Origin of the sequence: Aquibacillus koreensis, from assembly GCF_025154055.1 — a bacterium.
In the GTDB taxonomy this organism is placed as follows: Bacteria; Bacillota; Bacilli; order Bacillales; family Amphibacillaceae; genus Aquibacillus_C; species Aquibacillus_C koreensis.
Genome location: NZ_JAOALK010000061.1, coordinates 62,092 through 74,441, shown reverse-complemented (window position 1 = coordinate 74,441; position 12,350 = coordinate 62,092). Strand labels below are relative to the sequence as shown.

At 38.5% G+C, this 12,350-nt stretch carries 13 protein-coding genes; all 13 read right to left on the bottom strand.

Annotated elements, in window-relative coordinates:
- Nucleotides 1-25: 25 nt before the first annotated feature.
- Nucleotides 26-226 carry a DUF2905 domain-containing protein gene (locus NYQ66_RS19780; protein WP_259872006.1) on the bottom strand — a complete coding sequence of 67 codons (201 nt, stop codon included), beginning with the start codon at nucleotides 224-226 and terminating at the stop codon, nucleotides 26-28.
- Nucleotides 223-1,224, bottom strand: coding sequence for a Holliday junction branch migration DNA helicase RuvB (gene ruvB, locus NYQ66_RS19775; protein ID WP_259872005.1), 1,002 nt, complete (start codon nucleotides 1,222-1,224; stop codon nucleotides 223-225). Before ruvB ends, NYQ66_RS19780 begins: the two co-directional genes overlap by 4 nt.
- Before the next feature lie 13 nt (nucleotides 1,225-1,237).
- Nucleotides 1,238-1,852: a Holliday junction branch migration protein RuvA gene (ruvA, locus tag NYQ66_RS19770; RefSeq protein ID WP_259872004.1), complete on the bottom strand. Its 615-nt coding sequence runs from the start codon at nucleotides 1,850-1,852 to the stop codon at nucleotides 1,238-1,240.
- 807 nt (nucleotides 1,853-2,659) lie between these two features.
- Complete coding sequence (locus tag NYQ66_RS19765) at nucleotides 2,660-3,217, bottom strand: intercompartmental signaling factor BofC (protein ID WP_259872003.1); 558 nt, start codon at nucleotides 3,215-3,217, stop codon at nucleotides 2,660-2,662.
- A 199-nt stretch (nucleotides 3,218-3,416) separates the two neighbouring features.
- A complete protein-coding gene (locus NYQ66_RS19760; RefSeq protein WP_259872002.1) occupies nucleotides 3,417-3,749 on the bottom strand; it encodes a hypothetical protein in 333 nt (110 codons plus the stop codon).
- Nucleotides 3,750-3,926: 177 nt separating this feature from the next.
- Nucleotides 3,927-4,655 (bottom strand): YebC/PmpR family DNA-binding transcriptional regulator, encoded by a 729-nt coding sequence (locus NYQ66_RS19755; protein WP_259872001.1) that lies wholly within the window; start codon nucleotides 4,653-4,655, stop codon nucleotides 3,927-3,929.
- Between the two features lie 221 nt (nucleotides 4,656-4,876).
- The gene (locus NYQ66_RS19750; protein WP_259872000.1) at nucleotides 4,877-5,476 is read right to left on the bottom strand and encodes a YhcN/YlaJ family sporulation lipoprotein; all 600 of its coding nucleotides are present in this window, start codon (nucleotides 5,474-5,476) and stop codon (nucleotides 4,877-4,879) included.
- A gap of 63 nt (nucleotides 5,477-5,539) precedes the next feature.
- The gene (nadE, locus tag NYQ66_RS19745; RefSeq protein WP_259871999.1) at nucleotides 5,540-6,280 is read right to left on the bottom strand and encodes an NAD(+) synthase; all 741 of its coding nucleotides are present in this window, start codon (nucleotides 6,278-6,280) and stop codon (nucleotides 5,540-5,542) included.
- Between the two features lie 29 nt (nucleotides 6,281-6,309).
- Nucleotides 6,310-7,275 carry an aminoglycoside phosphotransferase family protein gene (locus NYQ66_RS19740; protein WP_259871998.1) on the bottom strand — a complete coding sequence of 322 codons (966 nt, stop codon included), beginning with the start codon at nucleotides 7,273-7,275 and terminating at the stop codon, nucleotides 6,310-6,312.
- Nucleotides 7,268-8,425 (bottom strand): SafA/ExsA family spore coat assembly protein, encoded by a 1,158-nt coding sequence (safA, locus tag NYQ66_RS19735; protein ID WP_259871997.1) that lies wholly within the window; start codon nucleotides 8,423-8,425, stop codon nucleotides 7,268-7,270. The genes NYQ66_RS19740 and safA overlap by 8 nt, the downstream gene beginning before the upstream one ends.
- A gap of 314 nt (nucleotides 8,426-8,739) precedes the next feature.
- Nucleotides 8,740-9,849, bottom strand: a complete 1,110-nt coding sequence (gene nadA / locus NYQ66_RS19730) for a quinolinate synthase NadA (RefSeq protein WP_259871995.1) — start codon at nucleotides 9,847-9,849, stop codon at nucleotides 8,740-8,742.
- Entirely contained in the window at nucleotides 9,846-10,694 is an 849-nt protein-coding gene (gene nadC, locus NYQ66_RS19725; protein ID WP_259871994.1) for a carboxylating nicotinate-nucleotide diphosphorylase, read from the bottom strand. Before nadC ends, nadA begins: the two co-directional genes overlap by 4 nt.
- Nucleotides 10,691-12,256, bottom strand: a complete 1,566-nt coding sequence (nadB, locus tag NYQ66_RS19720) for an L-aspartate oxidase (RefSeq protein ID WP_259871993.1) — start codon at nucleotides 12,254-12,256, stop codon at nucleotides 10,691-10,693. The genes nadC and nadB overlap by 4 nt, the downstream gene beginning before the upstream one ends.
- Nucleotides 12,257-12,350 lie beyond the last annotated feature (94 nt).

The window sequence follows — 12,350 nt, the reverse complement described above, 5'->3', positions numbered from 1 at the left end:
TCTCCTAACTTCTCAACTAAACAACTTAGCGAAATTTACCAATAAGATAAAATAGTACAGATAAAATAATACTAACAACGATAGACGTCATAATAGGAAAATGAAATGAAAAATTCCCCTTCTTTATACTAATATCACCAGGTAACTTTCCAAATATTCCCCATATCAAGCCGATTATAATAAATACAACCCCTACAACAATAAAGATTTTCCCAATTCCAGTCAAGCTTCTGGCACCTCACGATTAAAATGTTCATATGCTTTTCTCGTAACTAGCCTTCCCCTTGGAGTCCTTTGTATAAACCCCATTTGCAATAAATAGGGTTCATACACATCTTCTATTGTCTGTGATTCTTCCCCAATCGTTGCAGCAATCGTATCCAACCCTACTGGTCCGCCACTGAATCCATCCATAATACCTAAGAGCAATTTATGATCAATGTGATCAAGCCCCGCAGGGTCAACCTGAAGCATTTCTAAAGCCATTCTTGTTGTTTCAACTGTAATTTCTGTCTCACCTTTGACTTGGGATATATCTCTGACTCGCTTTAACAACCGATTTGCAATCCTTGGCGTTCCACGGGATCTTCTTGCAATTTCCGTTGCTGCATCTTTGTAAATCGAAACATGAAAAATTTCTGATGTTCTTTCTACGATCGAGCACAAATCTTTTGTATTATAAAATTCTAGACGACTCAAAACACCAAACCGGTCTCTGAGTGGTGCTGTAAGTAAACCAGCCCGGGTCGTAGCACCAACCAATGTGAATGGTGGCAAGTCTAAACGAACAGATCTTGCACTTGGGCCTGTTCCGATCACAATATCTAAACAAAAATCTTCCATCGCAGGATACAAGATTTCCTCTACGGAACGAGGTAATCGATGGATTTCATCGATAAAAAGAACATCACCTGCTTCAAGTGAAGATAATATAGCGGCTAAATCCCCGGCCCTTTCTATGGCAGGCCCTGAAGTAGTTCTAAACTGTACCCCCATCTCATTTGCGATGATCGAAGCCATCGTTGTTTTCCCTAAACCTGGCGGGCCATATAACAACACATGATCTAATGGTTCATTACGAAGCTTTGCTGCTTCAATAAAGATACTTAAGTTTTGCTTCGCTTTTTCTTGTCCAATATATTGTTTTAGGTTTTCGGGGCGCAAACTTTGCTCGATGGATACATCTTCATCATGTAATTCACTCGATATCATACGATCTTCCATTTATGTCACCCCTTTATTTTTGCATCATTAATGCTAAGCCTTTTCGAATTAATTCATCTGCATTAGCATCCGTTTCCTTCTTCAGTGCTGGAAGAATACTTTTAATTTCTCTATCTGAATAGCCCAATGATTTTAATGCTTCCGATGCTTCCTCTAATGCTTGAGGGTTTGCATCTTGTTTGAATAAGTTTTGTTCGTTTGACCCTTCAAAGTTAGTCACATTAAACAAAACTGGTAACTTCCCTTTTAAATCTAAGATCATTTGTCTGGCGGTCTTTTTCCCTACACCAGGAAAAGACGTCAAAAACTTCTCATCCTCTTCTTCAATCGCAACAACAAATCCTTGTACATCACTGGTACCAAGAATCGATAAAGCTCCTTTAGGTCCAATCCCTGACACGTTTAGAATCTTTGAAAATAAGACTTTCTCCTCTGACTTCTTAAAGCCATACAAAATCTGTGCATCTTCACGTACATGGTGATACGTATAAATGAGCACATTTTCACCAATGTTATCTTGAAAAGCAAAAGGATTCGCACAGATAATCTCATAGCCAACTCCATTTGCTTCTACTACTACAGCTTGTTCATTTATTAATTCTAGCTTTCCTTTTATGTAAGCAATCATCCAATTCTCCCCTAACTCACTCATACATAAGCTTTCTCATGTGTATCTCTATTATTTTATCACAGAAGCGTATGTTCGTATAATACCAATCGATTTTTATTTTTAATTCCCTCTACTTTAGCTTTTCTTGTTTCTGTATTGAAATAAAATCCGAGTAACTAAAAATGGAAATATTGCTCTACCGTTCCGGAAATACACTCCGCTTTCCGTGGGGCGAGCGCCGAGCCGCTTCGTCGTAAAAAGATGTGCGCCTGCGTCTGCTAGTAACTCAAAGATGACTAATTCCTCGGCGCAAGGGAACAGAGTAGCTTATTCGTTGTAGTGCCCTTGCTCCTGCAGGGTCTCGCCTGTCTCGCAAACCCCACAGGAGTCTACGTATATTTCCTCCACTAGCTTATATATAAGTATTAAAAGTAAGTTCATCTTGTCAGTGTTTATTAGCAATTTTTAAGTTCCTTTCTTGTATCACTGGGTAATACATATACAAGATGCAGTTACTAGCGTAACAAGTGAGAATGGCGACACTCCTGCGGGAACAGCGCGAGCCGAAGATCCACTCAGGAGCGTTCTTTGGGCCTGCGGTTACTCGGCCCACCAAAACATCTGCTACTGAGTTAGCTGAGGCCGTGCCCGCAAGAGGAATCTGAACTTAGAAAAATCCGGGTTCTGGGACTTTTCGTGATTCCTCCTCGGAAAGGGAGCCAATTTCACTTGTGAAGCGGGTCGGATAGTTGCTGCGGAGTTTATATAATACTCTGTCCATACAACGATGAGATAATAAAAAAACCTAACCAAGTTATGGTTAGGTTAGCTGCTAACGGATTTGGAAGGGGTCATTTCACGATATGCTTCTAAAACATATTCGTAAACCTCTTTAGAGTCGATTTTAATACCTTCGTTTAATTGGTCTGCTTGGTAGCTCTCTAATTCACTCGTATCAATCTGGTAAAACGATTGAATGACTTGTTCGTGACCAGGCTTACCATCAAATATGGTAAGTATATCATCACTAAGACCAAAATAGCCTCTGTCTTTTAAATAAGGAGAAATATCAGAAACTTGCTTTTTAAAAACAATTTCGCCCTGCTCTTGAGTAACTACTTGCCAATCATGATAGTAAGCCCAAAAATCTTCCATAGCTCCAATTGTTTCTGTATGCGTTTCTTCGGATACTCTGCCATCTATATAATGTTTCTGTAGTGTAACTTGTATTTCTAAAGATTGCTGTTGTACCATATCCTCTTTATTCTGACTAACCGCCACCGACTTCTTTACGTGATCATCTGCTTGAACTAAACTAGATAATCCTAACCCGCCAAATACGATTGATACAGACAAAACGAAAAGGAACATGTGTTTCTTCATTACTTTTCACCCCATGTAAACATAATTAATTACTTATCTATAAAGCTATATAATAAGTTTGACCAATTATAGTAATTTCTATCCATGAGGTTTTGCTATTTCACCAGAATTATGTATAAAATGTGTCTAATTCTATGAAGAAAAAACTTATGATCAGGGAATAGGGTTAATGTTTGGACAAAAAAAGAACCGACTAAAATTAGTCGGTAAATACTACAATATCATATGTGCTTGGGTCAACTATTTGTACATTTACTATTTCAAATCGGTCAAGTTTGATATCCTCACCAGTATAATAACGAATTCCTCGATCATAATCTTCTTTATGGAATGCAACTAAATACGTTTCATCATCTACTTTAGTCACTTTATTAAACTGAAATTCATGTTCGTTGGAGTCATTCTCTTTCTTGTAAGTAACAAAGTAGTGATTCTCGTCATTTTTAAATCCATTTAACAACTTTATTGCTTCTACCCAATCCTTACTATTACCTAACCTTGCTAAATCTTCAACACTTTGATTCGCTGCCATAACAAGCACCTTCTTCTAAGAATTTACTTCTACAACACACATTATACCAATTTATTGCCGTTACAACGGTCGTTATTGTGGCTAAAATTTGACAATATATTTCACCTTTTCCATAATGAAAAACAGTTCATCATTACCAAAGTTTTGTGGTAGGATGAACTGTTCTTATTCCTATAATTAACTTATTTCTAAATTGTGATAGACTTCCTGCACGTCTTCAATGTCTTCTAGTGTATCAATTAACTTTAGCATTGTATTCTCATCATTTTCTTGTAGAGAAGTCATGGTTTGTGGGATCATTGTTAATTCTGCAGTATCTAATGCAAAACCATGTTCGCGTAATTGATCTCGAACATCATTAAAACTTTCGATATCGGTATAAATTTCATAAATGTCTTCTGATGTTTCCATCTCTTCTGCACCGGCTTCAATTGCTTCGAGCAGAAGCGTATCTTCATCTGCATCTGTGGATTCTTTTTCGATAACAAGATAACCTTTACGATCAAACATAAAAGCAACACAACCATTTTCGCCAAGATTCCCACCATTTTTGTTAAAAGCATTGCGAAGTTCTGATGCTGTCCTATTTTTATTATCTGTCAACACTTCAACCATCACAGCTACACCACCAGGGCCATACCCTTCATACGTTAACTCTTCATATTGTGTCCCGTCTAAATCTCCTGTAGCCTTTTTGATCGCACGGTCTATATTATCATTTGGCATGTTATTTGCTTTCGCCTTATCAACTGCTAGCCGTAATGGTGGGTTCATTTCCAAATCTCCACCGCCTTGTTTTGCAGCTACATAGATATCTTTGGCCATTTTCATAAAAATTTTTCCGCGTTTAGCATCCTGTGCATTTTTACGTTTCTGAATATTTTTCCACTTCGAATGCCCTGCCACTATCGATTCCCCTCTCCATTATTTTGATGCTAGTTGATTGCTACATCTAATCTCCAATCAACCCTTTATGTGAAAAACATAAACCAAATCAGATTCGGTACTAATTGAGTTACTTGATTAAAACACATGGTATACTATAGCACAGACACTTTGTCCCTTTAAAGCGACATGCAAAACCCTTTGTATCAAGGGATTCACCTTGCTTTACAAAGGGTTTTTGTTTACTGATTAAAATTATCGATAAAATCTTGAATATAATCTCTAGCTTCATCAGGATTCTCTACATTACGAGCATTGATATTACGCATTTCATTCCAATAAATGTCGTCTGTATAAATAACTATTTCTTTATCGGGCACTATTTGTCGCACTTGTTTTCGCACCTGCTCTACGATTCGGTCCACATCATCTTGATCTTTATATTCCGTTTGTTCTAGTAGCGGTGATACAAAAATTTGATCTTCCGTAGAAAATACTTGTGTTATGGAAACAGCTTCGATCTTATTTACTGCTTCAGAAACTTTTTGCGATTCTTCATTATAAAACTGTTCCGTGTATTTCGTGTTTTGATTATCTGGTTTTTTTAAGCCTGTTGTAAACCCTTCTAAGTAATGTTCTCGATTTCGCTCTGGCGGATTGTTTACATTTGTACCATTTCGCTCGGCTTCTTCTTGCTGTGTATTGTAAGCGATTGGGTAATCGTCCTGTAAATCATCATTTCCACCAATATTGTCATTTTGGGCTCCTTCTTTCACGAGACAACCAACTAAAACAGTGGAGCAAAGCAATCCGATTACGAGGTATATAATTAACTTTTTCATAAAAAAACCTCCCTTACTTATAGAATGAGTAAGGAAGGCATTTTTATACACGATATTGATCTACTAGAACTGTTCCGGGCCTCTTGCCATTTCACGCTTGTGAGCCGTATTTTTATGCATACGATCAATAATCTCTTTATCTTTTTGGGGAATTTCTTCTCCTCGAATGTAGCGATCAATCATATCATAACTAGTTCCCATTTCATTTTCATCCGTTTGGCCTTCCCACAACCCAGCACTTGGTTGCTTGTTAATTACCTCTTCAGGAACATCCAAGTAGATTGCCATTTCACGCACTTCACCTTTGGTTAAGTGAACAAGCGGAACCAAATCCACTCCACCATCACCAAATTTGGTGAAATAACCGGTGTACCATTCTGCAGCATTATCCGTTCCTACTACTATATATTGGTGATTGGTTGCTATTGTATATAACGTACTCATTCGTAAGCGAGCTCTTAGATTGGCGTCTGCGATCTTTTGTTGATCTTCATTTAACAGGTTGCTTGCTTCTAACTCCTGTTGTATCGTCGAGAATAACACGTTATGCGTCTCCGTCAAGTCAACGGTTACAGATGAAATACCAGCACGTTCAATTACCTTTTTTGCATGTTCCATGTCTTCTGGATTACTTTTACAAGGTAAAATAACCCCTAACGATTGCTCAGGTGCAGCTCTTTTAATAAGATTGGTAACTACCGCCGAATCAATTCCACCACTCACACCAACTACTAGTCCTTTAACACCAGATTCTTTGATTTGTTGTTGTAACCATTTGACGAGTTTGTCTACTTTTTCTTTCATTGGATAAGGTCCCCTTCCAGTATAATATATTATCTTAGCATTTCTTCTACATGTTCGACAAATTCAAGCCTATGATACCAACTATTCGTTAATCTGTCTAAATAACTGTCAATTTCTTTTACGTTTCTATTTCCATTTATAAAATACCACAGGTCTCGAATCAAATCAGAAGGGACGGTAATACCCAATAACCATGTTTGTATCATTTGTTCGTCTTCCCAAATACAGTAGGACATGAGTGATGATACATCCCAAGTTAAGGATGGTAAAAAACGCTGGCCTAATTGTATATATTCATATATCGGTGGAGATAAGGATAATAAATCAAAATCAATCATATATACTTTTCCGTTTATTCCTCTAATAAAATTATGTGAAGCAACATCGCCATGAATCCACTTTAATTTTTCAACTGCATCCGCTTCAAACAAGTGCCAATCTATCGCCTTGAAACGATTTAACTTGTGATGTGTCATGTACAATAAATCTTTATAAAAAGCGTGGTAACCCAATTGCTGCATTAGAGGTCTCATTTTTTCTAATTTTTCTATACGTCCATTCCACCTTGCATAAAGAGGTTGCCTGAGAATTGGATTAGGCAGTTCAATACCTTCTGCATCCTTGTGAAATAATTTCAATACTTCCAACACATCGTGCCGATCCTCAGGCTTGTCAAAACACATTTGCTCCCCTTCTATAAAAGGGGTGATTACCCAGTAAAACCCTAATCCATGGAGCATTCGTTTACCGTTTGGAAAAGGGGTGAATTTACAAATAAATGCACTTTCTATTTCCTGAAAAAAGTCCCATTGCTGTACCAATCCAGTAAGGGAAGGCTTCCCTTTTAATATCAATGACTCTCCCTCGTTCGTCCAAACTTTAAATACGCGATCTTTAATCTGCTTGACTTGTGTAACGATTAGTCCACCTTCATGATACAAAAAGGAAGCGAGACGATTCAGGATAGAATCGTCTCGAAACTTGTTACTATTCACGTTCGTTGTCATTCGTATCACGAGTATAAAGATTAGGGTTACCGTATCCTGGCGTCATCCCAGGTTGTTGCGGATAGCCATAACCGGGTTGCGGGAAACCAAATGGCGCTACGCCTGGTGCTTGTTGATGCGTACCATGATTTGACATAGCGTACGGCACCTGAACTTGGTGATGTCCGGGAACTGGACCTTGACCATAAGACGGTGTCATTTGACCATACCCGTGTGTATATGGGTGTGCAGGAACGTTTCCTTGCCCATACATTGACGGTACATTTGCTACACCGTAATTTGGATATTGTGCATTTTCTGTTGGGTACTCTTGTTCATAAACACCCGCTAAGTTCTCTGGCATTTGTGGCATTTCTAAACTAGAAGAAGACTCCATTAATGAATCCTGATTGAATGGCATTGTTGGTTGCACGTGCTCTTGTGTCGGTTGAACATTTCCATACATCGGTGGCATATACGCTTGTGTTGGTTGCACTTGCTCATATCCTGGGTTTACGTATCCATGTTGGTAAGCGTGAGTTGGTTGTTGCATGGCATAAGGCATCATTTGCCCCTTACCACAAGGCTTAGGTTGCTCAATACAATGTGGCATTGGATGATAGTAATTTACTGGCATCATTGGTTGTTGTGGCATATAGTGTGGTTGTTTTACCTGCTTGGTTGGAGCTGCTTGTGTGAACTGGTTCACTGTCGTCTTCTCCTGGTCAATATTTGTTTGATCGACGTCTATATTATATTCATTTTTCTCTAGTTCAAAGTGAGGCATTTTTGGCATATTTACTGATGTAGGATAATTCTCTATTTGCTGTTCCATTGTCGGCATTGTTGGCAGGCTTTTCTTTTCCTTCGAAGGTTTCTTGTAATCATCCTCCTTCATCACTGGTTGTGGTTTCGGTGAAGTGTCCTTATACGGTTTTTGCGTTTCTTTCTTTGCCGGATATTTTTTCATCTCCTTATCCGTTGGTTGTTCTTTTTTCACCTGCTTTGTTGTAGTAGGCACCTTAATTTTCATTCCTGGCATAATCATATCTGGATTGGAAAGATGCGAATTCATTTGCTTTAATTCTTCAAAGTCTACCCCATACTTTTGAGCAATCTTCCATAATGTTTCACCTTTTTGGACTACATGAATTTTCAATGTTGAAACTCCCTTCTATATTAATTGCATCTGCTTGTAGGCTAATAACAGAATAATTCACTATCAACATATGCGAATAACCCAAAAAGTTGAATATTATTTTGTAGGATAAGCTTATTTTTTGTGATTTAAGCTGATAATAATTACACGATTCAGTGAATGCGACACGTTATTCAGTAGGTTTTCATGATTATTCAGTGAAAACGACATGCTATTCCGTATCTTTTTGATTAATTCAGTTAGAACGACACGTTATTCAGTATCCTCGCAAAAAAGACGCCAGAATCAAATCCAGCGCCTCATTAATTCATCAATTATACATTCTGTAACATTTTATCAAGTGCAAGTGTTGCATATTTAGCAGTTGTTTCATCTACCGCGATTTGATTTACGACATTTCCTTGCTCTAATTCTTCTAACGTCCATAATAAATGTGGAAGGTCAATTCGATTCATCGTTAAACAAGGACACATGTATGGATTTAGCGAAACAATCTCTTTGTCAGGATTGTTATCGATCAAGCGTTTCACTAAATTCATTTCCGTTCCTATTGCCCATTTGCTTCCCTTTGGTGCTTGTTTAATCATGTCAATAATATATTTGGTTGAGCCTGCATAGTCAGATAAAGCGACCACTTCCCTACTACACTCCGGATGTACTAGGATGTTCATATCTGGCTTTTCTTCTCTAATTTGCTCGATATTTTTCACTGTGAAATTTTCATGAACAGAACAGTGACCTTTCCAAAGGATGACGACAATATCTTCTACATTATCACCCTCATATTCTAATGTATCTGTTATCGGGTTCCAAACCGCCATTTTATCAAGTGGAACACCTAAGTCATAAGCCGTATTTCTCCCTAAGTGCTGGTCTGGTAAAAATAATATCCGCTCTTTTTGTGTAAACGCCCATGAAACCATTTTCTTCGCATTGGAAGACGTCACTGTAGCACCGCCATTTTTTCCTACAAACGACTTAATCGCTGCCGTTGAATTTACATAGGTTAAAGGTAAGATCGTGTCACCAAACGTGCTTTGAAGCTTCTCCCAGCTGCGTTCTGTTTGATCAATATCTGCCATGTCTGCCATCGAACAACCTGCTCGCATATCAGGTAAAATCACTTTTTGGTTTTCGTCGGTTAATATGTCTGCCGTTTCTGCCATAAAATGCACACCACAAAACACAATGAATTCTGCTTCTTTGTTCTCTGCTGAAACTTGGGCTAATTGCAAGGAATCTCCAGTTTCATTCGCAAACTGTATGACTTCATCTTTTTGATAATGGTGACCTGGGATAAACAAACGTTTACCGAACTTTTGCTTAATTTCTCGTACTCTTCTTTCCATTTCATCAGCAGAAAGGTCCTTATACGATGCAGGCATGTCATTCTGATTCGTTTTCAATGCTTCTAAAATATTCATTTCTTCTCCCCCTCATAAATTACGTCGAGACTAATATCTAAGGCTGTTGCGGAGTGAGTTAAAAGACCTAATGAGATGTAATCAACCTGGCAAGTACCATATTCCGCAATATTTGTAAGGTTTATGTTTCCAGATGCCTCTGATATGATCGTGTTTGGAATCAGAGGCACTAACTGCTTCACTTGCTCCGGCGTTTGATTGTCGAGCATAATAACATCTGCGCCAGCCTCCACAGCTTCTAGCACTTGTTCCTTGCTTTCGGTTTCCACTTCAATTTTCACCATATGTCCTACTTGTTCTCGTACTTTCTTGACTGCTTCTGTAATCGATCCACAAAAAGCAATATGATTATCTTTAATCATAACGCCATCATATAATCCGAATCGGTGATTGTAGCCACCACCACACGTAACTGCGTATTTCTCAAACATGCGTAAGCCAGGCGTTGTTTTTCTCGTGTCGCATATTTTCGTATGGCCTGCATGTAAACGTGTCACCGCTTCTTTTGTTAACGTAGCAATGCCACTCATTCGTTGCATTAGGTTCAGTATGACTCTTTCCCCTGTTAGCAAATCCCTTACCGGCCCCTGAACCGTTGCAATCACATCACCCTTTTCCAAGTTGTCACCATCATTTTTAAATAAAGTGACTTGTATCTCTGGATGTAGTAATCGATATGTTTCAGTAATGATTTGTGCCCCTGCTAGCACGCCTTTTGCTTTTGCAGTAAACGTACCTTCCCCAAACTGATTTTCTGAAAAAATCGTATTACTAGTTAGATCATGATCTCCAATATCTTCTAGTAAAAAATCCTGTAGTTGCTTTCGCATCTTTAATAGATTCATTCCGCTACCCCTATCATCTCTCTTTGTCTTTGAAATTCGGACACATGCCGAATAATTTGCTTGCTCCAATGCTCATGATCTGTCAATGGATAGTCGCTTCGAAAATGAGCGCCCCTGCTTTCCGTTCGCATCAAAGCAGAAGTAACAATTAACCAACAAGTAGTTAATACATTTATTGTCTTTATTTGCTCAATGGTATAAGCTTCTATTTTACTTCTAGTATAGTCTTGAAAATTAAACTGTTCGATCCAGTGCTTTGCCCGTAATAGACCTTCCTCTGAACGTTCTATTCCCACACATGTTGTCATCGTCTGTTGAATTTCCTCTATCGTTGGAAGACTTCTGTGTTTAGGAGTAGTCAGATTATATTGTTTAGGTGTAAATGGTTTCTTCACTGGTGGTGAATCCTTATTAATTAAGTGGTTCGCTAATAGGTTCGAAAATACGATCCCCTCTAATAGGGAGTTACTCGCTAAACGATTTGCCCCATGCACGCCACTACATGCTACCTCTCCGATTGCATACAACCCATTTACACTCGTTGCACCCACCGTGTTCGTTTTAACGCCCCCCATTAAAAAGTGAGCGCCTGGAGCAACTGGAATTTTAGCCTCTTTTACATCTATGTGTGCTTGTTCACATAATGATGTAACCGTTGGAAATCTATTTTCAAATTGGTCGATCATCGAAATATCAAGATACACCTCATGTCCTTGACTGATTTCTCTTTCTATCGCTCTTGCCACAACATCTCTTGGAGCTAAGTCTTTCAGTGGGTGAACACCATTCATGATGTGATGACCATTATTATTAATTAAGATAGCTCCTTCTCCTCTTACTGCTTCCGAAACTAATCCATAATTTCGTTTATTTACGTATAACATGGTTGGATGAAATTGAATAAATTCTAAATCACTTACCTCCGCACCAGCACGAAAAGCTAAAGCAAGACCCTCGCCAACAACAGAAGAATCATTAGAGTTAACTTGAAACAACCCTCCACAGCCTCCCGTTGCTAAAATCACATGGTCTGCGTAATACGTCTGTAGTTCTTTTTGTTGCTTACACGCAATTACACCTATACATCGATTATCTTCAATAATGAGATCTAACACCGCATGCTCTTCCTTCACAACCACCTGATCATTGATTTGCTTCTTCATGAAATCCATCATTACTTTTCCGGTTGCGTCACCACCGGCATGGATAATTCTCCGTTTTTGATGCGCACCTTCCTTGCCAAGTAATAATTGACCATGTGAATCACAATCAAATGTGAGACCACTGTCGATCAATTGTTGAATGTAATCGGAACCCTTTTGCACGAGTGTTTTTACTGCCTGTTTATCATTGTAATAACAGCCTGCCACCATCGTATCTTGATAATGAAACTTCCAATGGTCATGTGGCGATATGGTCGCGGCGATACCACCTTGCGCTCTCCTAGAATTCGTATTATCTATTTTCCCCTTTGTTAAAACAATCACATTATAGGTTCTACTAAATCGTGTAGCCGCAGTTAAAGCCGCTAAACCACTACCAATAATAATGATACTTTTCATGATGCTTTATCACACCTATCCCAAGTGTCTTTACACCTATATTTACATATATATTTACAGATGACAAGACCTTTTTTGTCATGTATGATGAATT

Bases quoted from the DNA above. Each gene is read 5' to 3' on its own strand.
- NYQ66_RS19750 (WP_259872000.1), bottom strand. From the start codon at position 5,476: ATGAAAAAGTTAATTATATACCTCGTAATCGGATTGCTTTGCTCCACT.
- nadC (WP_259871994.1), bottom strand. From the start codon at position 10,694: ATGAATCTATTAAAGATGCGAAAGCAACTACAGGATTTTTTACTAGAA.
- nadB (WP_259871993.1), bottom strand. From the start codon at position 12,256: ATGAAAAGTATCATTATTATTGGTAGTGGTTTAGCGGCTTTAACTGCG.
- ruvA (WP_259872004.1), bottom strand. From the start codon at position 1,852: ATGATTGCTTACATAAAAGGAAAGCTAGAATTAATAAATGAACAAGCT.
- NYQ66_RS19760 (WP_259872002.1), bottom strand. From the start codon at position 3,749: ATGGCAGCGAATCAAAGTGTTGAAGATTTAGCAAGGTTAGGTAATAGT.
- nadA (WP_259871995.1), bottom strand. From the start codon at position 9,849: ATGAATATTTTAGAAGCATTGAAAACGAATCAGAATGACATGCCTGCA.
- NYQ66_RS19765 (WP_259872003.1), bottom strand. From the start codon at position 3,217: ATGAAGAAACACATGTTCCTTTTCGTTTTGTCTGTATCAATCGTATTT.
- ruvB (WP_259872005.1), bottom strand. From the start codon at position 1,224: ATGGAAGATCGTATGATATCGAGTGAATTACATGATGAAGATGTATCC.
- nadE (WP_259871999.1), bottom strand. From the start codon at position 6,280: ATGAAAGAAAAAGTAGACAAACTCGTCAAATGGTTACAACAACAAATC.